This window comes from Mesorhizobium sp. B4-1-4, from assembly GCF_006439395.2.
Classification (GTDB): Bacteria; Pseudomonadota; Alphaproteobacteria; order Rhizobiales; family Rhizobiaceae; genus Mesorhizobium.
In genome coordinates, this window is sequence record NZ_CP083950.1 from 2,364,339 (window position 1) to 2,387,636 (window position 23,298).

23 protein-coding genes, 1 tRNA gene and 2 pseudogenes are annotated in these 23,298 nt (G+C 63.4%); 8 read left to right on the forward strand and 18 right to left on the reverse strand.

Annotated features, from left to right (window positions below):
• Positions 1-10: 10 nt before the first annotated feature.
• Positions 11-1,021 (forward strand): nicotinate-nucleotide--dimethylbenzimidazole phosphoribosyltransferase, encoded by a 1,011-nt coding sequence (gene cobT / locus FJW03_RS11490; protein ID WP_140766009.1) that lies wholly within the window; start codon positions 11-13, stop codon positions 1,019-1,021.
• Positions 1,022-1,099: 78 nt separating this feature from the next.
• Here the strand turns inward: cobT and map are convergent, their stop codons facing one another.
• The 4 genes from map to FJW03_RS11510 form a co-directional block, all read right to left on the reverse strand.
• Positions 1,100-1,879, reverse strand: a complete 780-nt coding sequence (gene map, locus FJW03_RS11495) for a type I methionyl aminopeptidase (protein ID WP_140766008.1) — start codon at positions 1,877-1,879, stop codon at positions 1,100-1,102.
• Positions 1,876-2,088: a ParD-like family protein gene (locus tag FJW03_RS11500; protein ID WP_140610451.1), complete on the reverse strand. Its 213-nt coding sequence runs from the start codon at positions 2,086-2,088 to the stop codon at positions 1,876-1,878. Before FJW03_RS11500 ends, map begins: the two co-directional genes overlap by 4 nt.
• A gap of 217 nt (positions 2,089-2,305) precedes the next feature.
• A tRNA-Lys gene (locus tag FJW03_RS11505) sits at positions 2,306-2,381 on the reverse strand.
• A gap of 128 nt (positions 2,382-2,509) precedes the next feature.
• A complete protein-coding gene (locus FJW03_RS11510; RefSeq protein WP_140766007.1) occupies positions 2,510-3,418 on the reverse strand; it encodes a PhzF family phenazine biosynthesis protein in 909 nt (302 codons plus the stop codon).
• Positions 3,419-3,520: 102 nt separating this feature from the next.
• Between FJW03_RS11510 and FJW03_RS11515 the strand changes: the two genes are divergently transcribed.
• Genes FJW03_RS11515 through FJW03_RS11525 form a run of 3 tightly spaced genes read left to right on the forward strand, consistent with a single transcriptional unit; the run spans position 3,521 to position 6,744 of the window.
• Positions 3,521-4,813: an efflux RND transporter periplasmic adaptor subunit gene (locus FJW03_RS11515; RefSeq protein WP_140766006.1), complete on the forward strand. Its 1,293-nt coding sequence runs from the start codon at positions 3,521-3,523 to the stop codon at positions 4,811-4,813.
• A gap of 3 nt (positions 4,814-4,816) precedes the next feature.
• Entirely contained in the window at positions 4,817-5,524 is a 708-nt protein-coding gene (locus tag FJW03_RS11520; RefSeq protein ID WP_140766005.1) for an ABC transporter ATP-binding protein, read from the forward strand.
• Positions 5,525-5,526: 2 nt separating this feature from the next.
• The gene (locus tag FJW03_RS11525; protein WP_140766004.1) at positions 5,527-6,744 is read left to right on the forward strand and encodes an ABC transporter permease; all 1,218 of its coding nucleotides are present in this window, start codon (positions 5,527-5,529) and stop codon (positions 6,742-6,744) included.
• 23 nt (positions 6,745-6,767) lie between these two features.
• Here the strand turns inward: FJW03_RS11525 and FJW03_RS11530 are convergent, their stop codons facing one another.
• Both FJW03_RS11530 and FJW03_RS11535 read right to left on the reverse strand, forming a co-directional pair.
• Positions 6,768-7,484 carry a hypothetical protein gene (locus FJW03_RS11530; RefSeq protein WP_140766003.1) on the reverse strand — a complete coding sequence of 239 codons (717 nt, stop codon included), beginning with the start codon at positions 7,482-7,484 and terminating at the stop codon, positions 6,768-6,770.
• Positions 7,485-7,505: 21 nt separating this feature from the next.
• Positions 7,506-8,621: an endonuclease/exonuclease/phosphatase family protein gene (locus FJW03_RS11535; protein ID WP_140766002.1), complete on the reverse strand. Its 1,116-nt coding sequence runs from the start codon at positions 8,619-8,621 to the stop codon at positions 7,506-7,508.
• Between the two features lie 189 nt (positions 8,622-8,810).
• Here FJW03_RS11535 and FJW03_RS11540 point away from each other — a divergent pair, with 189 nt between their 5' ends.
• Positions 8,811-9,365, forward strand: coding sequence for a BA14K family protein (locus FJW03_RS11540; protein ID WP_140766001.1), 555 nt, complete (start codon positions 8,811-8,813; stop codon positions 9,363-9,365).
• A gap of 134 nt (positions 9,366-9,499) precedes the next feature.
• On the opposite strand, the gene ilvC is transcribed toward FJW03_RS11540, so the two are convergent.
• Together ilvC and FJW03_RS11550 are read right to left on the reverse strand one after the other, a co-directional pair.
• Entirely contained in the window at positions 9,500-10,519 is a 1,020-nt protein-coding gene (gene ilvC, locus FJW03_RS11545; protein ID WP_010910140.1) for a ketol-acid reductoisomerase, read from the reverse strand.
• 26 nt (positions 10,520-10,545) lie between these two features.
• A complete protein-coding gene (locus FJW03_RS11550) occupies positions 10,546-11,196 on the reverse strand; it encodes a TetR/AcrR family transcriptional regulator (protein WP_140766000.1) in 651 nt (216 codons plus the stop codon).
• A 151-nt stretch (positions 11,197-11,347) separates the two neighbouring features.
• Here FJW03_RS11550 and FJW03_RS11555 point away from each other — a divergent pair, with 151 nt between their 5' ends.
• Positions 11,348-11,779 carry a DUF1772 domain-containing protein gene (locus FJW03_RS11555; protein WP_181173299.1) on the forward strand — a complete coding sequence of 144 codons (432 nt, stop codon included), beginning with the start codon at positions 11,348-11,350 and terminating at the stop codon, positions 11,777-11,779.
• Between the two features lie 8 nt (positions 11,780-11,787).
• Here the strand turns inward: FJW03_RS11555 and FJW03_RS11560 are convergent.
• Both FJW03_RS11560 and FJW03_RS11565 read right to left on the reverse strand, forming a co-directional pair.
• Positions 11,788-12,033 (reverse strand): annotated as a pseudogene (locus FJW03_RS11560) (FAD-dependent monooxygenase); the annotation flags it as partial.
• 82 nt (positions 12,034-12,115) lie between these two features.
• Positions 12,116-12,526 (reverse strand): winged helix-turn-helix transcriptional regulator, encoded by a 411-nt coding sequence (locus FJW03_RS11565; RefSeq protein ID WP_140610442.1) that lies wholly within the window; start codon positions 12,524-12,526, stop codon positions 12,116-12,118.
• A 147-nt stretch (positions 12,527-12,673) separates the two neighbouring features.
• Between FJW03_RS11565 and FJW03_RS11570 the strand changes: the two genes are divergently transcribed.
• Entirely contained in the window at positions 12,674-13,588 is a 915-nt protein-coding gene (locus FJW03_RS11570) for an SDR family oxidoreductase (protein WP_140765998.1), read from the forward strand.
• A gap of 122 nt (positions 13,589-13,710) precedes the next feature.
• On the opposite strand, the pseudogene FJW03_RS11575 reads toward FJW03_RS11570, so the two are convergent.
• The 4 genes and pseudogenes from FJW03_RS11575 to FJW03_RS11590 form a co-directional block, all read right to left on the reverse strand.
• Positions 13,711-14,750: pseudogene (locus FJW03_RS11575) on the reverse strand (SDR family oxidoreductase).
• A 131-nt stretch (positions 14,751-14,881) separates the two neighbouring features.
• Positions 14,882-16,801, reverse strand: a complete 1,920-nt coding sequence (locus FJW03_RS11580; protein WP_140765997.1) for a potassium transporter Kup — start codon at positions 16,799-16,801, stop codon at positions 14,882-14,884.
• 184 nt (positions 16,802-16,985) lie between these two features.
• On the reverse strand, positions 16,986-18,899 hold the full coding sequence (locus FJW03_RS11585; RefSeq protein WP_140765996.1) for a potassium transporter Kup: 1,914 nt from the start codon (positions 18,897-18,899) through the stop codon (positions 16,986-16,988).
• Between the two features lie 97 nt (positions 18,900-18,996).
• Positions 18,997-19,737, reverse strand: a complete 741-nt coding sequence (locus tag FJW03_RS11590; RefSeq protein ID WP_140699860.1) for a pyridoxine 5'-phosphate synthase — start codon at positions 19,735-19,737, stop codon at positions 18,997-18,999.
• 158 nt (positions 19,738-19,895) lie between these two features.
• On the opposite strand from FJW03_RS11590, the gene FJW03_RS11595 reads away from it, so the two are divergent.
• Positions 19,896-20,324, forward strand: coding sequence for an STAS/SEC14 domain-containing protein (locus FJW03_RS11595; protein WP_140765995.1), 429 nt, complete (start codon positions 19,896-19,898; stop codon positions 20,322-20,324).
• A 30-nt stretch (positions 20,325-20,354) separates the two neighbouring features.
• On the opposite strand, the gene FJW03_RS11600 is transcribed toward FJW03_RS11595, so the two are convergent.
• The 4 genes from FJW03_RS11600 to nthA all read right to left on the reverse strand — a co-directional run bounded on the left by FJW03_RS11600 (position 20,355) and on the right by nthA (position 23,231).
• Entirely contained in the window at positions 20,355-21,482 is a 1,128-nt protein-coding gene (locus FJW03_RS11600) for an ATP-dependent DNA helicase (protein WP_140765994.1), read from the reverse strand.
• A gap of 135 nt (positions 21,483-21,617) precedes the next feature.
• Entirely contained in the window at positions 21,618-21,983 is a 366-nt protein-coding gene (locus FJW03_RS11605; RefSeq protein ID WP_226890633.1) for a nitrile hydratase accessory protein, read from the reverse strand.
• On the reverse strand, positions 21,970-22,629 hold the full coding sequence (gene nthB, locus FJW03_RS11610) for a nitrile hydratase subunit beta (RefSeq protein ID WP_140765993.1): 660 nt from the start codon (positions 22,627-22,629) through the stop codon (positions 21,970-21,972). The genes FJW03_RS11605 and nthB overlap by 14 nt, the downstream gene beginning before the upstream one ends.
• The gene (nthA, locus tag FJW03_RS11615) at positions 22,626-23,231 is read right to left on the reverse strand and encodes a nitrile hydratase subunit alpha (RefSeq protein WP_140765992.1); all 606 of its coding nucleotides are present in this window, start codon (positions 23,229-23,231) and stop codon (positions 22,626-22,628) included. Before nthA ends, nthB begins: the two co-directional genes overlap by 4 nt.
• Between the last annotated feature and the right edge of the window lie 67 nt (positions 23,232-23,298).

Sequence of the window (23,298 nt, forward strand, 5' to 3'; positions counted from 1 at the left end):
CCTTGCCCCGATGCCCCTCAAATCCCTCGACGAATTGCGCGCGGCCTGCCTTGACCTGCCCGCCGGCAGCGACATAGCGGCCAATGCCGTCGCCCGCCGCCAGGACACGCTTACCAAGCCGCAAGGCAGCCTCGGCAGACTTGAGACCATCGCCGCATGGCTGGCGCGCTGGCAAGGCCGCGACTTGCCGAAACTCGACCGGGTGAAGGTGTTCGTCTTCGCCGGCAACCACGGCGTCACCGCGCAGGGCGTGTCGGCCTATCCATCGGAAGTCACCGTGCAGATGGTGGCGAATTTCGCCGGCGGCGGCGCCGCAATCAACCAGCTCGCCCGCGTCGCCGGCGCCGAACTCGACGTGATCCCGCTCGATCTCGATCATCCCAGCGGCGACTTCACGCAAGTGCCGGCAATGGACGAGAAAACATTCCTTGCCGCCGTCTCGGCCGGCTATGACGCGGTGACAAAAGACCTCGACCTCGTCTGCCTTGGCGAGATGGGCATCGGCAACACCACGCCGGCCGCCGCCATTTCGGCGGCGCTGTTCGGCGGTGGCGCGGAGAAATGGACCGGGCGCGGCACCGGCGTCGACGATGCCGGCCTGAAGCGCAAGGTGGTGGCCATCGAAGCCGGCCTGAAGCGCCACGCCGCCGCCCTCGCCGATCCGCTGGGCGTCGCGGCCGCCCTTGGCGGGCGCGAACTCGCCGCGATCTTTGGCGCCACGCTGGCCGCACGGCATCTGGGCATACCCGTGTTGCTCGACGGCTTCGTCTGCACCGCCGCGGCCGCTCCGCTGGCAAGACTGCATCCGACCGGGCTCGCCCACACCATCGCCGCCCATGTTTCGGCCGAATCGGGCCACCGTGGCCTGCTCGAAGCTCTTGGCTTGCCGCCGCTGCTCGATCTCGGCATGCGCCTCGGCGAAGGCTCCGGCGCCTGCCTCGCCGTCAACATCGTCCGCTCGGCGCTGGAGTGCCATGCGCGCATGGCAAGCTTTGCCGAGGCAGGTGTTTCGGAGAAATAGGCTCAGGCAGCAAAGGCGGAATTGGCGCTGACGATGCTGCTGCCCTGGAAAGAGCATTGCTTTCCGGTTGGGCCGTTTCTAAGCCGCGTTTTTCAGCGCGGCCGGTTCGTCAGGGCGCAGCGTCAGCACCGATACGCCGGAAGCTGTAACGGCGACGGTGTGCTCGAACTGCGCGGAAAGCGACCCGTCTCTTGTCAGGACAGTCCAGCCGTCAGCCTCGGTTCTGACAGTCCGTCGGCCTCGATTGAGCATCGGCTCGATCGTGAAGACCATGCCCTCGCGGAGCACGAGGCCGGTTCCCGGTTTTCCGAAGTGCAGAACCTGCGGTTGCTCATGCATCTCCCTGCCGATGCCGTGACCGCAATAGTCATGCACCACGGAATAGCCATTTCGCTTGGCATGGCGTTCGATCGCCCAGCCGATGTCTCCGAGCCGTGCGCCCGGGCGAACAGCCCGGATGCCCATCCACATGGCCTCGTAGGTGGTCTGGACCAGCCTCCCGGCGGCTGGAGTGACCTCGCCAACGAGATAAGTCTTGCTGGAATCGGCGATATAACCGTTCTTCTCCAGCGTGATGTCAAAATTGACGATATCGCCGTCCCGAAGCACGTCCGATTGCGACGGAATGCCGTGGCAGACCACATCGTTCACCGAAGAATTCAACACAAAACCATAGCCATATTGGCCCTTGCTCGCGGGTCGGGCCTGGAGATCGTGAACGATGAAACGCTCGACCATGTCATTGATCTGAAGTGTCGACACACCGGCGAGCGAGGTTCGATCCAGCAGCCCGAAGACGGATGCCAGCAGCCGGCCGGATTCGGCGAGCAAGGCCAGTTCCCGGGGCTGCTTCGTCATGCTTCGCTGAAAGCCAGTGATTGAGCCGAAACACCTGCGGAACTGAGTTCGCGCTCGATGATCTCCGTGAAACTGAGCGTCGGATTGGTCTCGCACAGCATGCCGACCTTGATCCAATAGGCGGCCTGCGCGTTGATCGAACGATACGATACCTTGCTCGCCCTGCGCAGCTGGTCGTGCAAGTCATCATCAATGTTCACGATGCCCATCGGCACCTCCATATACGGTTCGTATATGAAGTATATATATAGAGCAACCGAGAAAGCCAAGGGCGTCGGCCTCACCACCGCAAGCCGCTCAACAGGCCCTGACTACAGGCCGGCCGAGCATCGTTGCAGGTCAAAAGATCACGACAAGACGTATGGCCCGAGACGCGCTAAACGTGTCTCGCTTTCAGGGTCTATCCACCAAGTCTTTGAAGAAATTTGGTGGGTGCGCACAGGATTGAACTGTGGACCCGCTGATTAAGAGTCAGCTGCTCTACCAACTGAGCTACGCACCCACTCGGCCGGCAAAAACCGGCGTTGGCGGGCATATAGCCGCCGATACCGATCCTGTCCAGCCCTGCCGGAATCATTTCCCGACAAATCGTACCAAGGGTCTCTCAAACCTCTGGAGAACCTCGGCGCATCACACGAAAAGCTTGCCTTCCGCCACCTTGACCGCGTTGCCGCCGATACGCGCGGAGGCCAGTTTTCCGCCCTCCACGTTGAGTTCCAGGCGGATGCGCGACGGCCGGCCCATTTCCAGCCCCTGCTCGATCCACAGCTGGGAAATGCCATCCGTCGGGCCGTCGAAATGCATGATGGCGCCGGCGAAGGCCGCCGCCGCCGAACCGGTCGCCGGGTCTTCATAGGAGGGCGTGCCGGGCACGATCATGCGGACATGGAACGCGCTTTCGTGATTCACGGTCTCGCGGCAGTAGACGTACGGGCTGGCGAAGGCCCATTCGCTCTTGCGCGGCGCCAGTTCGGACCAGGCCTGGTTATCCAGCCTGATCCGACCCGCCGCTTCGAGATTGGCAACCGGAATGGTCACATAGGGCACGCCGGCCGACCAGAACGCGACACGGTGATTCTCGAAACCGATCTCATGCGGCGCCAGCCCGAGCGCGGCGCCGATCGCCTGCGGATCGGCGGACAGGTCCAGGGGTTCCGGCAGTTTGGCGAGATCGAACTCGGCGAAGGTGGCGCCATCATGCTTGCTGACGGCGCAGCGCACCGGTCCGATATTCTCTTCCAGCACGAAAATGCCGGCGCTGCCCTCCCCCTCCAATTCCGTCAGCGCGATGGCCGACCCGACAGTCGGATGACCGGCGAACGGCATTTCATAGTCGGGTGTGAAAATGCGGATGCGGTTTCTATGCTTGGGGTTGTCCGGCGGCAGCACGAAAACCGTTTCGGACAGATTGAACTCGCGCGCTATGGCCTGCATCGCGGCCGTGTCCAGGCCTTTGCAATCCAGCACCACGGCCAACGGGTTGCCGGCCAGTCGCTCGGTCGTAAACACATCGTAAAGCAAGTAATTCCGGGTTTGCATTCCTGCCTCAATCCCAACATGGGCGAAATTTAATTTGATATTTGAACCGTCAAGCCTGATCTGTGCACGGATAGGGACATTGCGCTTCAATAGGGGTCCGACGTGGACCAGGTTGTCAATCCGCCAAAGACGGAATCGGGTTCCGCCATCGAGACGGCGCTCGGCCTCGACAGCAAGGGCCGGCGCAAGACGCGCCGCCGCGGCTGGCTCTATGCGCTGCTGACCCTGATCGCGCTGGCCGCCGGTCTTGGCCTCTACCAGTGGTATGCGGGTACGCCGGCCAGGATCGATTACACCACGGTGCCAGCAGCCAGGGCCGACCTCACCGTCCAGGTGTCGGCGACAGGCACGCTGCAGCCGCTCACCCAGGTCGATATCTCCAGCCAGCTCTCCGGCATCATCCGCACAGTCTCGGTCAACGAGAACCAGCAGGTGAAGAAGGGCGACGTGCTGGCCGCCCTGGACACCGCCAAGCTGCAGGTCCAGATCGAGCGGGCGCAGGCCTCGGCCAAGGCAGCCGCCGCCAACGTCGAGGATGCAAGGGTGACGCTCGCCGAAAACGAAAGCGCGCTGGTGCGCGCGGCGGCGCTCACCAAGCGTGGCATGGCGACAGACCAGTCGCTGGAGGCGGCGACCGCGACGCGCGACCGCTCCAAGGCGGCGCTCGACAGCGCCCAGGCCAATCTCGCCATCGCCAACGCGGATCTCAAGTCGCAGCAGACCGATCTTGCCAACAGCACCATCTACGCGCCGATCGACGGCATCGTGCTGACGCGCTCGGTCGACCCCGGCCAGACGGTTGCCTCCTCGCTGCAGGCGCCGGTGCTGTTCATCATCGCCGCGGATCTGAGGAACATGGAACTGGTGGCGGCGGTCGACGAGGCCGATATCGGCGCGGTCAAGCCAGGCCAGCACGCGCGCTTCACCGTCGATGCCTTCCCGGACCGGCCATTCGATGCCGAGATCCGCGACATCTCCTATGCCTCGGTCACGACCGATGGCGTCGTCACCTACAATGCGCGGCTCGAGGTCGATAACAACGAGCTGTTGCTGCGCCCCGGCATGACCGCCACCGTTTCGGTGGTCACAAGGCAAGCCAAGGATGTGCTCACCGTACCCGCAACCGCCTTCCGCTACCGCCCGGCGCAACAGGGCGCGCGTGGCTGGAGTCTCAGCGATCTGTTCACCGGCCGCATGGGGCGTCCCGGCGGCAATCGCCAGCGTCAGGCGGCCACGGCCCCCACTGACGGCTCGCGCACGCTCTATGTGCTGGAGAACGGCCGGCCGCATCCGGTCAACGTCAAGATCGGTTCGACCGATGGCGAACTGACCGAGATCACGTCCGGCCTTGAGGAAGGCGCGCAGGTGATCACCGCCTCTCAGTTGCGGAGCTAAGCCGTGGCCATGGCCGCGCCCCTCATCACCTTCGACAAGGTCTGGAAGAGCTATGGCCAGGGCGAGGCTCGGGTGCACGCGCTGGCCGGCGTCGACCTTGCGATCCGGCGTGGCGAATTCGTCGCCATCATGGGGCCGTCCGGCTCCGGCAAGTCGACGGCAATGAACATCATCGGCTGCCTCGACACGCCGACGGCCGGAACCTATTCCTTCATGGGCGTCGACGCCGGCCGGCTCGACCGCAACCGCCGCGCCATGCTGCGCAACCTCTATGTCGGCTTCGTCTTCCAGGGCTACAATCTGCTGGCGCGCACCACCGCGGCGGAGAATGTCGAACTGCCGCTGATCTATCGCGGCGTCGCCGCCCGCGAGCGCCGCGACCTCGCCATGCAAGCGCTGGCCCAGGTCGGCCTTGTCGGCCGCGAACACCACACGCCGGCGGAACTCTCCGGCGGCCAGCAGCAGCGCGTGGCGATCGCGCGCGCCATCGTCACCAGGCCGACGCTGCTCGTCGCCGACGAGCCCACCGGCAACCTCGACACTGCCCGCACCCATGAGATCATGGAATTGCTGACGCAGCTGAACAAGGAGCTTGGCCTGACCATCGCCATGGTCACGCATGAGGCCGATGTCGCCGAATACGCCGAACGCACAATCCGCTTCCTGGACGGTCACGTCGCCTCCGACACCATGAATCTGGAGACGGCCTGACCATGATCTGGGAAACCGTCCGCCTCTCGCTTCGTTCCATCCGCCGCAACGTGCTGCGCTCGTTCCTGACGCTGCTCGGCATCGTTATCGGCGTGGCCGCCGTCATCGCCATGCTGACCATCGGCTCCGGCACCACGCAAAAGGTCAAGGCCGATATCTCCAAGCTCGGCAGCAATCTGCTGGTCGTCCGTGCCGGGCGCCCCGCCGGTCCTGGCGGCCCGGGCGGACTTGACCAGGCGGTGCGTCCGTTGGCCGAGAAGGACTTGGCGGCACTGGTCGCGCATCTCACCGGCGCGCGCGCCATCTCGCCAGCCTCGCAGAAACAGGTGCGCGTCATCTTCGGCACCGAGAGCCTGACTTCGGGCGTCACCGGCACCGACAGTGCCTATCTCGACGCACGCGACTGGAAGCTGGTGTCCGGCCGCCCCTTCAGCGATTCCGAAACCCGTTCCGGCACCGGCGTGTGCCTGATCGGCGAGACGGTGCGCCAGCAATTCTTCGGCGCCGGCGATCCCGAGGGCGAGATCATCCGCGTCAACCGGACCTCCTGCAAGATCATCGGCCTGCTCGAGCCCAAGGGCTATACCGGCTTCGGCCAGGACCAGGACAATGTCGTTTTGATGCCGCTGCATGCCTATCAGCGTCGCATCGCCGGCAACCGCGATATCGACAACATTTATATCGCCGCAGACGATCGCACGCCAACCAGCGAGTTGCAGCCGCGCGTCGAGGACATTTTGCGTGACGCACGCCGCGTCACGCCCGACCGCGAAAGCGATTTCGCCATCCGCGACATGACGCAGATCGCCGACGCCATGGCCAGCGCCACCACCACCATGACCGGCATGCTGGGCGCGGTCGCCGGCGTCAGCCTGTTGGTCGGCGGCATCGGCATCATGAACATCATGCTGGTCTCGGTCACCGAACGCACGCGCGAGATCGGCATCAGGCTCGCCATCGGCGCGCATGAAAAGCACATCCTCATCCAGTTCCTGGTCGAGGCCACGGTGCTGTCGCTGCTCGGCGGCATCATCGGCATCCTCATCGGCCTGGCACTGGCCGGCCTCGCCTCGGTGACCCTGACCATCCCCTTCGCGCCAAGCCCGGCCGTCATCCTGCTCGCCGTCGGCTTCTCCGCGCTGATCGGAATGGTGTTCGGCTTCTTTCCGGCGCTACGCGGCGCCAGGCTCGACCCGATCGACGCGCTGCGGCACGAGTAGAAGGCACCGAGGCCAGGACTATCCTACTTGCCGCTTTCGAAATGCCACTCGACCAGCGGCTTCATGTGCGGCGCCAGGCCATCCGGAAGGTCGGCGGCATGGCGGATGATCACCGGCCCCTCGATCTCCGGATCGGTTTCGGTGGCAACGAAGGCCGAGATTCGCCGCGCGATCTCGTCGGCCGGTTCCGTCTGGTGATAGCGGCGGAAGATCACCGTACCGCTTGCCGTCGACAGGGCATGGTAGCGCTTGCCTCGTTTGGCATTCGACAGGTCGAGGCCGGTTTCCTCGCGCACCTCGCGGACCATGTTGAAATCGACATCGACCCGCCCGTCGCGGAAGTCGAGCGGCTCGAACGAGCCGGCGGCGAAATAGACGCGGCCGGGACTGACCGTTCGCGCGCCCATACGGATCGCCACCAGCGCATTGTCGCCGGCCACCAGCATGGCATGGGCATAGGCGTGCTCGGCACCGGAATTCTCGCGCCGCTTACGCCAGAGCATGAAGGTGGAATAGTTGACCGCATGGCAGCGGCCGACGAGGCGGTTGTCGCCCCAGGCAAGTCGCGAGAGCAACACCACGGTGCCGTCGAACAGCGCCGGATTGGCTGCTATCTCGCGCTGCCAGTTTTCGGCGATTGCGCATTCATTGTCCCGCGCGAAAGGGTGCGTGCCGGGATCGAGCCGGACGTCGATGGTATCGACCGGCAGGATGACATTGCGCGGCAGGTCGAAACTCATCTATATCAACCCCAGTGCCGCCTATCGAACCATGTCCAGTGCGATCGCCACCGGGCAATGGTCGGACGCCTTTGGCCGGTCCCAGCCGGCGCGTGGGAAGCGCTCGACCTCCTGGCCTGCCGGAAAGATCGTGCGCCAGGGCTGGCCACTGCGGATGATGTCGGGAACGGCGGTGGCATTCCTGGCCGCCAGTCCCCTGGAGAGCAGGATATAGTCGAGCTGGCAGAGATGCCGCTCTTCGGGCCCACGGGTATGGTAAAAGGTCCAACGGTTCATTTCCGGTCGCCGCTCGACGACGTTCTCGCAGAAGCCGCCAGCCGTCAGCACGTCGATGCTGGACCGGGCCTCGTCGACCACCTCGAAACGGTAGCCGCCGACATCATCGCCGGCAATCTTCACCCGCTGGCGGTAATCGTTCATGTCGCCGCAGATCGCCCACCGCTTTGCGGAGGCGTGCTCCTTGCCGAAGCGCTCCTCGATGATGCGGCGCACCGCTTGCGCCTCGGCGATGCGGACCGGCATCGTCGCCTCGCGACCGTCGAGCCCGTTGCGGGGCGGCCCCATCGATTTGAAATGGACGAGGTAGAGCGTCAATGGGGCACCGCCCACGGTGATGTCGACTTCAAGGCAGTCGCGCCGGAAGATGCGCTCATTGGCCTGCTTGCCGAGCGCCTCGAGTTCCGGCGTGTGCAGCCCGAACTGCTCGTAGGTGACATAGGCATGGCTGGTCATGCGCACGAATTCGATCGGCTGTCCCTGCGCGGTCTCGTTGCGCATCATCACGGCGACGTCGATGCCGCGCGAATCATTGCCTGACGTGGTGTATTTCTGGCGGTAGCCCTGCCCCACCATCTTGAACAGATAGCCGTATTCGAAGGCCTTAAGCGCCTCGATGTTGTCGACCTCCTGCATGCAGATGATGTCGGCCCGGGTGGCGGCGATCGCCAGCGCCGTCAGCTGGCGCGTGTCGTCTGATTGCGCGATGGCGCGGGCCTGCTCCAGCATCTTGTACTCGGCCTCGCTCTGGATATCGAACAGCGCCAGCGTCCGATCCTCGTTGAGCTGATTGCGATAGCCGGAAAAATCGAACCTGTTCATCAGGTTCTCGACATTGAAAGTGGCAAGGCGCAGCGACATGCCGTGACCTTTGCCTGCAAGCGGCGGAGAAAACAAGCTGGCAGGGCCACAAGCCCAGATCGTTTGGACCTGCGGCATTTCGCGCCATGGTTGACGGAACCTTTCCGTTCATCCGCCGTTCAGACGCAAACATCCACATTGGCTCCATTCCCAGGGTAGGCGTGGGGCCTGTACCTCTTGGAGAGTGCAATGAACTCGCTCTTTTCTTCCACCATCAAATCCGGGCTGATTGCGCTCGGCATTGTCTCCGGCATAACGGCGCCGTCCGCCGCCGGACCGATCCTGCAGCCGGACCTGTCGATTCCCGCCAGCACAGCGGCGCCGACCGTCACGCCGGTCCGCGAAGACTGGGCGGGCAACAACAACGGAACGTTCAACAACGAATGGAGATGGCGCCGGTCTGGCAACTGGAACCGTGGCAACTGGAACCGCGGCAACTGGAATCGTGGCGACTGGAACCGCGGCGACAATTGGCGTTGGCGCCATCGCCACTATCGCGGCGGCTACTACGATGATGGCGCGGGTGCCGCAATCCTGGGCCTTGGCCTGGGGCTCGGCCTTGGCAGCCTGTACAATAACTACGACTATTATGCGCCGCCGCCGCGCCGCTATTATCGCGCGGGCCGGCTTTCGAGTGCCCATGTCCGGTGGTGCTATAACAGGTACCGGTCGTATCGCGCTTGGGACAATACGTTCCAGCCCTACAATGGCCCGCGCCAGCAGTGCTGGTCGCCTTATAGGTGAGGTGCGACCAAACCGGTCGGGTCGAAATGAAACGGCGCCGCGAGGCGCCGTTTTTGGCTTGATATCACCCAGGTCTCTGGCCTGGTCCACCAGCTTGGTACTGAAGATACCTGCGACCGCGCTAGGCGAAGCCCTCAGTTCTTGGCCTTGTCGACCAGCTTGTTCTTCGAGATCCACGGCATCATGGCCCGCAGCTTGGCGCCGACTTCCTCGATCTGATGGCTGTCGTTCATGCGGCGGATGCCCTTGAAGCGCGACAGGCCGGCGCGGTATTCCTGCATCCATTCCGAGGTGAATTTGCCGGTCTGGATGTCCTTCAGCACGCGCTTCATCTCGGCCTTGGTTTCGGCGGTGATGATGCGCGGACCCGATACGTATTCGCCCCATTCGGCGGTGTTCGAGATCGAATAGTTCATGTTGGCGATGCCGCCCTCATAGATCAGGTCGACGATCAGCTTGACCTCGTGCAGGCACTCGAAATAGGCCATTTCCGGAGCGTAGCCGGCTTCCACCAGCGTCTCGAAGCCGGCGCGGATCAGTTCGACCAGGCCGCCGCACAGCACGACCTGCTCGCCGAACAGATCGGTTTCGCATTCTTCGCGGAAATTGGTCTCGATGATGCCCGAACGGCCGCCGCCGACGCCGCAGGCATAGGAGAGCGCGAGGTCAAGTGCGTTGCCCGACGCGTCCTGGTTGACGGCGACCAGGCACGGCACGCCGCCGCCCTTCTGGTATTCGCCGCGCACCGTGTGGCCCGGGCCCTTCGGCGCGATCATCACGACATCGACGGTCGACTTCGGCTCGATCAGGCCGAAATGCACGTTGAGGCCGTGCGCGAAGGCGATCGCCGCGCCATCGCGAATGTTCGGCGCGATCTCGTTCTTGTAGATGTCGGCCTGCAGTTCGTCAGGCGTCGCCATCATCATCAGATCGGCCCATTTGGCGGCATCGGCCACGCTCATCACCTTGAGCCCGTCGGCCTCGACCTTCTTGGCGGTCGCCGAGCCGGCCTTGAGGCCGATGGCGATTTCCTTGGCGCCGGAATCCTTCAGGTTGAGCGCATGCGCCCTGCCCTGGCTGCCATAGCCGATGATGGCGACCTTCTTGCCCTTGATCAGGTTCAGATCGGCATCACGATCGTAATAAACGCGCATTTTTACTTCCTTCCCGTTTTCTAAGGTCAAAGGCCCCGTGGCCCGGTTTTTGCTCCGAAAAGAGCGAGAAACTGCAGCGTCGCCCGGGCGGCGTCGCCGCCGATCGCCGCCTCAGTCAATTCCAGCCGGTCGCCGAGCAGCAGACGGATCTGCACGTCCCGGCCTACCAGCCCGAAAAAGGTACGGAACGCCGTCTCGGCATCCGCGAACTCCAGGAGCCCGGCCTTGCGCCCGGCTTCAAGCACCGGCTTCAGCCGTCTCGCCAGCGCGAAACGGCCATTCTCCAGCACGACGGCGCCAAGATCGTCCTTCCCCGATCCGGCATGACTGACCGCCACACGGTTCAGTGCGATCGAGGTATCGCTGGAAATGACACTGAGCCAGTCAGACGCGAAGCGCTCGAGGCTCGCCGTCAGCGAGGCAAGATCCAGCCCCTTGCCGTCGACCGAAGCAACACGCACCTTCGAGGCCTGCCACTGCACCGTCGCCGTCAGCAACCCGTCGCGGCCGCCAAACCATTTATAGAGCGTTTCCTTCGAACAGCTTGCCCGCCGCGCCACCGCTGTCATGGTCAGCTTGTCGCCCTCCTCGACCAACAGCCGCAATGCCGCGTCCAGAACGGCCTTCTGCCGCTCCGTCAGCGCCTGGCTGTTGTCGATGTCGGCGTTTGCCAGCAATACGTTCGTTCCTCGGGCAGGCGGGCTGGCCAGCAGGCCAGCCGTACCGTACGTTACGGTTCGGCATGCTATGGCGTATTGCACCGGACCTTGCAAGCTCTATTTCTATCCGGACGGTTTTCGCTGTCGGCCACCCCTGGGGCGAAGAATGCTGATCGGGTTGCTTGCCTTGACCATAGCCGCCGTTTTCGCCGGCGCCGCGATCTATGTCAGCGTCGCCGAACAGCCGGCGCGGCTTCGCCTTGATGACGGGGCGCTGCTGCGGGAATGGCAACCTTCCTACAAGCGCGGCGCAGCGATGCAGGCGTCGATCGCAATCGTCGCCTGCGTCCTTGGTCTTATCGCCTGGTGGCAGACTGGCGGGCACGCTTTCCTGGCTGGCGCGATATTGATCATCCTGCCATGGCCATGGACCTTGATCGCGATGATGCCAACCAACAGGGTGTTGGAAGCGATGGATGTCGGCGCCGACAATCCGCGGGCCAGGCCCCTGATCGTCAAATGGGGCAATCTGCACCTCGTTCGCGTGGCACTCGGCGTGCTGGCGACGCTGGCCTTCGTCTGGGGCAGTCGTCTGGGCTGATGTCGGGTTCATCCAACGAAACGGTCAGGCCACTGCGCTTCGGCAAGCCCAGCCTGCCTGAACGGATCGATCGCCGTGCCGGCGACCATCGAGGCGAGGAACCGCGGAACCGGCGGGATCTTCGCGATGGTCGCCACCAGCCGGTCGCGGATGAAAGGGCAGCGCCACGTTGGCCCCTTGCCCGGGTTGGGGCTCGTCGAATGCGCGGCATCGCCGATGACAGCCTACCTCCGGCCGACGGGAAGCTTCATCGTGCGCCAACTGGCGGCACAGTCCCTCATGGAGGCAGCCAAGGCAAGCTGGCGCTTTTACGCTTACATCAGGCGCAAGCCGGGCTCAGGCTTGGGCGGCATCAAATCCCTTGCGCGCCTCGCGCACTGCATCGTGGTTGAGCTCGGCCCACTGGAGCAATTGATGTAAGGCGCCGAACATCGACCGGCCCAGATCGGTGAGGCTGTATTCGACGCTCGGCGGCTTGGTCGGGAACACTTCGCGATGCACATAGCCGTCGCGCTGCAGGTCATAGAGTGTCTGGGTGAGCATGCGCTGCGAGATATCAGGCACCAGCCGCCGCAGCTCGCCGAAGCGATAGGGTTGTTCGGCGAGCGCTGCCATCAGCAGCGAACTCCATTTGCCGCTAAGACCCTGGATCACGTCTCTGACCGGGCAGTCGGATAGATCGCCGCCGCCGGTGATCGCTTTGTAGATGTCCAGTTTCGATTTCAGGCTGACGATCCGGCTGTCCATGGCTGGTTCCCTGCGTGTGCCTACCTCCCGAAAAACTGCCTTCTTTACGGGGACTGGTCAATTCCTATTTTAGAGCTGGTCTCTTTTAGAGACCTACGAAAAACCAAAGAGAATCCCGCCCCTTCGGCACAAAATCAGGATCCTTCCATGCCCGAAACCCTTCTCGTCACCGGCGCGTCCGGCCAGCTTGGCCGCAGCGTCGTCAACCACCTGCTGGACACCTTCAAAGTGCCGGTATCCCGGATCATCGCCACCACCCGCACGCCGGCGAGCCTTGCAGATCTCGCCGCGCGCGGCGTCACCGTGCGGGCAGCCGATTTCGACGATCAGGCATCCCTCCCAACGGCCTTCGCGGGCGCCGACCGCGCGCTGATCATCTCGACCAACGAATTGGCTATCCAGGGAAAGCGGCGCGCGCAGCAGGTCACAGCGGTCGCGGCAGCGAGGCAGGCCGGCGTCAAGCACCTGCTTTACACCTCCTTGCCCAACACCGAGCCCGGTTCGCCCGTGCTCTTCGCGCCCGACCACTACGGCACGGAACAGGCCATCAAGGCGACCGGCATCGCCTACACGATCTTCCGCAACGGCTGGTACGCCGAGAACCTGTTTATGGCCCTGCCACAGATCATGGCGTCCGGACATTGGTATACCTCGGCCGGCGACGGCCGTATTTCCTATTGCGCACGCGACGATATGGCGGCCGCCATCGCCGCCGGGCTCAACTCCGGCAACGGTGAGAACAAGACCTACACACTGACCGGCCCCCAGGCCTACACTGTCGCCGAGGTCGCGACGCTTGTCAGCGAAATCACCGGCAAGCCGATCGAGGTTGTGCAACTGTCCGACGAGGCCTTGACCGAGGGAATGAAGGCGGCAGGCTTGCCGGACGCGATTGCCCGGCTTCTCGTCTCCTTCGATGCCGCCGCCCGTGCCGGCGATCTCGGCATGGTCACGGATTCGGTCGAAACGCTGTCCGGCCGCAAGTCGACGTCGCTGAAGCAGTTCCTGAAGGCCAACGAGTCCGTGCTGGCGGGCTATAGCAATTCAAGGAAAATTGCGTAGCGGTTCCCCGTTCGGGGTTGCGCAAAACAAGGAGTTAAGGAGTTAGAGCGGGTCGACGATTCTATCGAACGCTGAACGCTCTAAGTCGGCCCGGCGGGAAATCGGATTAGGTTCCCGCCGCGCTATTTCGATGTCTTGAGCAGGCCAAGCCGGATCAGGCTTTCGCCGGTCGCCGCCAGCGCGTCTTCCCGAGACCGCGGCACCCAGCCGAGCATGCTGACCGCCTTGGCGTTGGTGGCATTCTTGACCTTGCCCAATTCCGTCACGAGCTGCGCGACTTCCGGGTTGAACAATCCGACCACCCGCACCAGCCAATCGGGAAGCTGCCTTGTCGAGACGCGCGCCGCCGCACCGCCGAGCCGCGTTTTCAGGTCCGCGCCATTTCCCGCACCGTCATGAAATCGCCGGCGACGGCGAGAAACCGCTGCCCCTTGGCAACGGGATTGGTCATGGCACGCACATGCAGCTCCGCCACATCGCGTGCGTCGACAACGCCGAAGGACAGGCGCGGCAGCCCCGGCATGGCACCCTTCATCATGCGCTGGACAAATTCGGTGGAGGTCGAGTGGTCCGATCCCAGAACCGGCCCGAAGATTCCGACAGGATTGACAGCCGCAAGCTCCAGCCTGCCGCCCTCTGCGGCGATGAAATCCCATGCCGCGCGCTCGGCAAGCGTCTTCGATTTCACATAGGCGCTGACCTTGCCCGTCGGATCTGTCCACCTCTCCTCGGTGAACGGCCGCCCGTCGGGCGGCATCTCGCCATAGCCAATGGCCGCGAAGGATGAGGTCAGCACGACGCGTTTGACGCCGGCGTCCCGTGCCGCCCGCAACACCCGCAATGCACCCTCACGCGCCGGACCGATCAGCTCATCCTCGTGCTTGGGCACGCCGGACGGAAATGGCGAAGCGACATGAAGCACATAGTCGCAGCCGGCCACCGCTTGCGGCCAGCCAGTGTCACTCATGAGGTCGGCGATGGCAAAGGACAGCCTGTCGGCCGGTTCGGCGCCGCCAGCCTTGAGCATGGCCAGGATATCGGTTTCACGCTTGGCGGAGCGCACTGTCGTGCGCACGCGGTAGCCCGCCTTCAGCAATTCGAGGATACAGTGAGCGCCGAGGAAGCCTGATCCGCCGGTGACAAGCACTAATTCGCCGCTCATGCCCGCCTCCGCACCCTGTTCAGGTCAAGAGCAATTCCAGGAAAAGTGCGTGCGGTTTTCCGTTCGGAGTTGCCTAAACCCAGAAATCAAAGTGGTTCAGGCCCCTGAACCACGCTTGATGATCGAGCTCGTCAGATCGCCACCTGCGTTCCGATCTCTACCACACGTCCGGTCGGAATCTGGAAATATTCGGTCGCGTCGGCCGCCGTGCGCGCCAGGCCGATGAACAGCCGGTCCTGCCACACCGGCATGCCGGAATTGGGCGAGGCTTTCAGCGAACGCCGCGACAGGAAAAAGGATGTCGTCATGATGTCGAACTTCCAGCCCTGCTTGCGGCAGATGGCCAGCGCGCGCGGAATGTTGGGCTGTTCCATGTAGCCGAAGGTCAGCGTCACCCGCATGAACAGCTCGTTGACCGTCTCCATCTTGACCCGCTCGCTGTCGGGCACCACCGGCTGCGGCGCCGTCACCACCGAAAGGATGACGTTCTGCTCGTGCAGCACCTTGTAGTGCTTCAGGCTGTGCATCAGCGCGGTTGGCGCGCTGAGCGGATCGCTGGTCAGGAACACGGCGGTGCCGGAAACCAGATGCGGCTTCTTTTTCAACAGGTTGCCGGCGAGGAAATCGAGCGGGATCTCGTTGCGACGCGTCTTGTCGAAGAGATAACGGCTGCCGCGCACCCAGGTCCACATGCCCAGCACGATCGCGAAGGCCACGACCAGCGAGGCCCAGCCGCCTTCGAACACCTTGACGATGTTGGAGGCAAAAAACCCGACATCGATCAGCGCAAACAGCGCCGTCAGTCCAATCGCCGGCCACAGGTTCCATTTCCAGATTCGCGTCATGATGACGAACAGCAGCGTCGTCGTCACCAGCATGTTGCCGGTAACCGATATGCCGTAGGCCGACGCCAGCCTGCTGGACTCGCCGAATCCGACCACCAGCATCATCACCACCAGCGCCAGCAGAAGGTTGACGCGCGGCATGTAGATCTGGCCGGACTGCTTTTCCGACGTGTGCAGGATTTCCAGACGCGGCAGCATGTTGAGCTGCACCGCTTGCCTAGTCAGCGAGAAAGCGCCCGAAATCACCGCCTGGCTGGCAATCACCGTCGCAGCGGTCGCCAGCACGACCATTGGGATCAGTGCCCAACCCTCGTTCATTTCGAAGAACGGATGGCCGACGATGCCGCCATTGGCCAGCACGAAAGCTCCCTGTCCGGCATAATTGAGCAGCAGGCAAGGAAACACGATCCACAGCCAGGCGAGCACGATCGGCTTGCGGCCGAAATGGCCGAGATCGGCGTAAAGCGCTTCAGCGCCGGTGACAGCCAGGAAAACAGCGCCGATCGTCACGAAGGAAACGTCGGGCGAATGGATCAGGAAGGCGACGATATAATGCGGGCTGATCGCCCAGAGGATTTCCGGGTCGGCGACGATGTGGTTGACGCCGGAAAGGCCGATGGCAAGGAACCACACAGCGGTGACCGGGCCGAAGACCAGCCCGACGCCGCCGGTGCCGAAACGCTGTACCGCGAACACCGCGGCAAGGATGACCAGTGTAAGCGGCACGACATAGGGCTGGAACGCGGGCGTGACGACATTCATGCCTTCCACCGCCGACAGCACCGAAATCGCCGGCGTAATGACGGCGTCGCCGAAAAACAATGAGGCGCCGACGATGCCGATGCCGAGAATGACAGCCGAGCGTTTTGGGAAACTGCCGCGCGCCAGCGCCATCAGCGACAGCACCCCGCCCTCGCCGCGGTTATCCGCTCTCAGCACGAACATGATGTATTTTATTGTTACCGTGATCGTCAGCGACCAGATGATCAGCGACAGCACGCCGAGAATATCGGCACGATTGGCAACATTGCCACCGGACGAGGCATGCAGGGCTTCGCGGAAGGCATAGATCGGGCTGGTGCCGATATCGCCATAGACGACGCCAAGCGCGCCCAGCATCAACACCTTGGTGCTGTGCTGTTCGATTTCGGGATGGCTCGACTGTTCGACGGGTTCTGCCTCACTACCAGGGTTGGCAAGGGCCATGGACGACACTCCGATAAGCGCGCGGTGCTCTACGCTTGCTGCAATGCAATATCAAGTGCCGCTGCGTGATGGCTCCCATGCCGGAAGCGCTGGGCTGCTCGGCAAACGGCCGGGCACCCGACATGCGCGGACCAAAACCACCGACACTACGTTGCTGGCGCCAGCAGGATTTGCCGCATAGGCCTTAAATAGCCACTTGCGTGCCGATTTCCACGACGCGGCCCGTCGGAATCTGGAAATATTCGGTCGCGTCGGCCGCCGTGCGCGCCAGGCCGATGAACAGCCGGTCCTGCCACACCGGCATGCCGGAATTGGGCGAGGCTTTCAGCGAACGCCGCGACAGGAAGAAGGATGTCGTCATGATGTCGAACTTCCAGCCCTGCTTGCGGCAGATGGCCAGCGCGCGCGGAATGTTGGGCTGTTCCATGTAGCCGAAGGTCAGCGTCACCCGCATGAACAGCTCGTTGACCGTCTCCATCTTGACCCGCTCGCTGTCGGGCACCACCGGCTGCGGCGCCGTCACCACCGAAAGGATGACGTTCTGCTCGTGCAGCACCTTGTAGTGCTTCAGGCTGTGCATCAGCGCGGTTGGCGCGCTGAGCGGATCGCTGGTCAGGAACACGGCGGTGCCGGAAACCAGCTGCGGCTTCTTTTTCAACAGATTGCCGGCGAGGAAATCGAGTGGGATCTCGTTGCGACGCGTCTTGTCGAAGAGATAACGGCTGCCGCGTATCCACGTCCACATGATCAGCCCCATGAGGCAGGCAACGGTGATCGAAACCCAGCCGCCTTCGAGGATCTTGACGACATTGGCCAGTAAGAAGCCGCTGTCGATGACGCCGAACAGCAAGGTCAGCGCCAAAGCGAGCGCCAGCTTCCATTTCCACATCTTGCGCATCACCACGAACAGCAGGATCGTCGTCATCAGCATTTCGCCGGTCACCGAGATGCCATAGGCGGAGGCCAGCGAGCTCGAACTGCCGAAGCCGACCACCAGCAGCATCACCCCCAACGCGATGAGCAGGTTGACGCGGGGCATATAAATCTGCCCAAGCTGCATTTCGGAGGTATGCTGCACCTCGATGCGTGGCAGAAGGTTGAGCTGCACCGCCTGGCGGGTCAGCGAAAAGGCACCCGAAATGACCGCCTGACTGGCAATGACCGTCGCGGCCGTGGCCAGCCCCACCATCGGCATCAGTGCCCAGTCAGGCAGCATCTGGAAGAATGGATTGGTCGGTTTACCGTTATTGGCGAGCACAAACGCGCCCTGCCCGAAATAGTTGAGCAGCAGGCAGGGGAACACCACGGAAAACCATGCCAGCACGATCGGCTTGCGACCAAAATGGCCAAGATCGACGTAGAGCGCCTCGGCCCCGGTCACCGCCAGGAACACCGCGCCGACAGTGACGAAGGCAGCTGTGGGTGTGCTGACGAGATAAGCAACCGCGTAATAGGGATCGATGGCCAGGAGGATCGATGGATCATCCATCAGGTGGTAGAGCCCCGCAACGCCGATGGCCAGGAACCACAACGCCGTCACCGGCCCGAACACCGCCGCCACCTTTCCGGTGCCGAAGCGTTGCACCGAGAACAGGACGGCCAGGATGAGAAGCGTGATCGGCACGACATAGGCATCCAATGTCGGAGTCACCACTTCGAGGCCTTCGACCGCGGACAGCACCGAGATGGCTGGCGTTATGATCGAATCACCGAAGAACAGCGCCGCCCCGCAAAGGCCGATGACGAGGATCAGTCGCGCGCCTTTGGGATAGGCGCTGCGCGCCAAGGACATCAGCGAGAGCGTGCCGCCTTCGCCCTTGTTATCGGCACGAAGCACGAAGGCGACATATTTTATGGTCACGATGATCGTCAGCGCCCAGACGATCAGCGACAGCACGCCAAGCACGTGAACCCGTGTATCGATGCCTGGCGAAGCATGGAGCGCCTCGCGGAAGGCGTAAATCGGGCTCGTGCCGATATCGCCATAGACGACGCCGAGCGCGCCCAGCATCAGAACCTTGGTGCTGTGCTGCTCAACCCCGGAATGACTCGATTGCTCGACGGGTTCAGCCTCGCTACCGCGATTGGCAAGGTCCATCGACCACTCCCTGACAAGCTCGGGGCGCTTCATGCATGCTGCGATACGATATCAATTGCACGCCATGGCCGCCAATATCCGCAAAGCGAAGCTACCCCTACCACCCGCAGGCCTTCAGGAACCGACCCACCGTACCGGCCATGCCATACTCCAACGCGTCGGCTGTCAACCCATGTCCTATCGACACTTCGGCCAATGCCGGTATGCGTCGGACAAGGTCAGGCAGATTGCCTACCGTCAGGTCGTGCCCGGCATTGACCTGAAGGCCGGCGGCAAATGCCGTGTCGGCTGTTTTCCCCAATCTTTCCAGCTCCTTGGCCGCCTTTGCGGAATCGGAATGGTAACTGCCATAGGGACCGGTATAGAGTTCGATCCGGTCGGCACCCGTATCACGCGCGGCCGCAATGCCGGCGGGATCGGCATCGGAAAACAGCGACACCCTGAAACCGCCCTTCTTCAGACGTTTGACGATCGGTGACAGGAACGCGGCGTCGGCGACGAAGTTCCAGCCATGGTCGGAGGTTGCCTGCGCCGGATCGTCGGGAACCAGCGTCACCTGCTCCGGTTGGTGCATTTCCACAAGCGCCAGGAAATCCTCGGTTGGATGGCCCTCGATGTTGAATTCCGCCTTGGGGAACTCATCGTCGATCAGTGCCCTGATCTTGGGCAGGTCGGAACGCCGCGTGTGACGCTCGTCGGGACGCGGATGGACGGTCAGCCCATGGGCTCCAGCCGCGAGCGCGATGCGGCCAAGCCCGATCATATCAGGCCATGGCAGGTCGCGCCGGTTGCGCAGCATGGCGATGGCGTTGAGGTTGACAGAAAGCTTGGCGGGCATGGTTTGGCGTCCGTGAAACAGGCGATCGAGGCGCGCCACGCTCATTCGTTCCGGCACGGCGCATTGAGACGGCGCATCTATAGCGTCTTTGACGGGAACAGATAGGGCCTTTCCGGTGTTCCAGAAGACCAAATACTCCACGAAACGGAGGCACCACCTTGAATTTCCTCCAATCCGTGCCGGCGATCCGCCGCATCGAGACCAGCCGCGACGACCTCTTTGCCATCGATGTGGTCGGCCATGTCTCGGCCGCCGATGCCGAGAACCTGTTCGGCCTGCTGGAGGCGGCCTATTTGCTCCATCCGCGGATCGACGTGGCCGTGCGCATAGTCGATCACGAGGGCGTCGACTGGGCCGACATCTCCGATGAGACCATCAAGAAGGGTGCCGTCCACGCATTGGAACATATTGGCCGTTGCGCGGCGATCGGCGCCCCTGACTGGACGCCGAACGCACGACACGCCTTGCCTGCTTCATCGCCCGTCGAATTCAGGCATTTCGAGCTCGAGGACGAAGCCGCTGCCTGGGAGTGGCTCGGGGCGCGGCCGACGAGTGAGGAGGCCACGGCCGCTCCAGAAAGAGGATGAAACGGTTCTCCGGGCTACCGCCGATCCCTTCTATCTGACAATGGTCAGCCGTTCGGCGGCCCGTGTAATCGCCGTATAAAGCCAGCGCTGGCGCGTTTCCTTGAAGGCCCAGCTTTCGTCGAACAGCACGATCTCGTTCCACTGCGAGCCCTGCGCCTTGTGCACCGTCAGCGCATAACCATAGTCGAAATCGTCGAAGCGCTTCTTCTGCTGCCAGGGGATGTCGGCGTCCGGATCCTCGAACGCCGCCTTGAGCAGCTTGATCTTGGCGACGCCGCGGTCCGGATCGTCCTCTTCCGGCGACACCAGAAGATTGATGCCGGGCTTCACTGTCTCGCGCGATGAGGTCATCACTTTCCAAAGCGACCCGTTGAGCAGCCCCTTGGCGGGATCGTTGCGCAGGCACACCAGCTTGTCGCCAGCCTGCGGATAATCGGCGTTGAACCCCTTGAGTTCACGCAGACGCTGGTTGTAGCGGCGGCGCGTCCGGTTGGTGCCGACCAGCACCTGGTCGGCCTTCAGCACCAGTTCCTGGTTGACGTCTTCCTTGCCGATCACCTGCGCCGTGCCATAGTCGCCGCGCATGAATTCGCGCCCCTCGCGCACGTCGAGCGCCAGCCGCAGGATCGGATTGTCGCGCGCCTGCCGGTGGATTTCGGTGAGCAGGAAGTCCGGCTCGTGATCGGTGAAGAAGCCGCCGCCCGAGATCGGCGGCAACTGGCCCGGGTCACCCAGCACCAGGATAGGCGTGCCGAAACTCATCAGGTCGCGGCCGAGCTGTTCGTCGACCATCGAGCATTCGTCGATGATGACCAGCTTGGCGCGCGAGATCGGGCTCTGCCGGTTGAGCGAAAAGGTCGGCGACATCGAGGTCTTGCCGGTCACCTCGTCCTCGACCGACTCCTCGCCCTTGGGCCTGTAGATCAGGGAATGGATCGTACGGGCGTTGACCGCACCCTTGGAGCGCAGCACCTGCGCGGCCTTGCCGGTGAAGGCGGCGAACTGCACCTGTCCGTCGACATGTTCGGCAAAATAGCGCGCCAGCGTCGTCTTGCCGGTGCCGGCGTAGCCGAACAGCCGGAACAGCTGCGGCTTGCCGGTCTTGAGCCAGCGGGCGACGGCCTGCAGCGCCTCGTCCTGTTGGGGTGAAAATTCCATCTGATCGTGTGACCGGATTCGCAAGGCAAAGACAAGATAGCCGCCACCATCATCGCTATTATCGGCGGCGAACTCCCCATGGCTACCTATCAGCCACGATTGAGAACGTAAAGGGAACGCGATCTCCCCGCGTGATCACCTGGAAGCGCGCGGATCGTTCTCCAGCAAGATCGGCTTGCCGTGCGGCGTGGCATGCGCGGCGCGTTCCCAAGCCTGTGCCATCGCATCGACATCGGGCTTGGCGGCCAGTCCCTTGGACGCAAGCAGGCTTTCCAGCGCCGCCAGCCAATGCTCGTAATAGTCATGACCGTCCGCCGCCGCGCCCGGCTTCTTCACCTCGGCCGACAGCGCCTGTGCCCACTCGCCCCATGAAAAAAGGCCCTTGTCGTGCAGCGCCACCGTCATGGCGAAGGCTTCGGCCTGCCAGGGTTCGGCGAAAACGGGCGCGTCGAAACCGGCGGGCAGATCGGTGGCCGGCATGGTCGCCTCAGGCCGGCTCAAGGTAGCTCTCCCAGGCGTCGATGGAGACAGTCAGGGTCGGGTCGGCGCCCTCGCCCCAGATCTCACCACCTTCGAAAACCACGGTATAGACCCATTGCGGATTCTCGCCCCGCCCATGCGCGTTGGTGTCGGGAAAGACGAAGCCGTCATGCACCGCCTCGACGAGGCCCTGTTTGTCACGCGCGTAGCGCGGCAGCCTGGTGTGGCCGGCCGGATTGAAATTCTTCGTCCGCACGACATCGCCGGCCTTGAAGCGCGGTGCTGTCCCGACCGCGCGGTTGCAAGGACCGCCCTTGGCCAGCACGGCGGGCACATCGGCTGCCTTCAGCACCTTTTTCGGGGTTGCCGCCGCATCGAGCGCCTCGCCCGCCCTGAGATCGCGGTCGCTGATGAACCCATGGCGCTTGAGCAGGGTCTCCAGCGCCTTGATCCAGATCTGATAGTAGCTTGAAGTATAATAATCGGCCGGGTGCAGCGATTCCCGCGCGTGCCGGCTCTCGTCGATGTTCCACGCGCCCATGGCGCCGGCGCAGAGCGTCACGCCGAGCGCCCGCCTTTCCCAATCGGCATGGAAATACGGTTCATCCTTTTCGGGCGCCACCGGCCCGAACCCCATTTGTCCGCCGAGATCCTGCGGCCCGTTCATGCGGGCTCCCTCGCCTGCGCCGTGCCGATCATCGCATCCCGGCTCACCAGCTCGGCGAGCTGTTCCTCGCTCCAGCCTTCGGTGCCGTCCGGCCGCATCGGCACCACGAGATAGCGCAGCTCCGCGGTCGAATCCCAGACGCGTATCTTTGTTGCGGATGGCAACGTCAGCCCGAATTCCTCGAGCACGCCGCGCGGATCGATCACCGCGCGCGACCGATAGGGCGGTGCCTTGTACCAGACCGGCGGCAGGCCGAGCACCGACCATGGATAGCAGGAGCACAGCGTGCAGACGACGAGGTTGTGGGTGTCCTCCGTATTGAAGACAGCCTGCATGTGTTCGCCTTGCCGCCCGGCGTAGGAGAGCGATGCGATCGCCGCGGTTGCGTCGCTTTGCAGCCAGGCGGCGAACTCAGGGTCGGTCCAGGCCCTGGCCACCACCCTGGCGCCGTTGCGCGGACCGATCTTGGTCTCGTAGGTGTCGACGATGACGTCGATCGCGGCGGGGTCGATCAGACCCTTGCGGGTCAGGATGGTTTCCAGCGCCCGAACCCGGGCAGCAAACGGATCGAGTTCGTTGTCGTGGTCATGATCATGGGACATGGCCACAAATTACGGCTCCGGTCCGCCGGCCGCAAGCAAGGCGGCTTGGGCCAGCGAGGACGAAGCG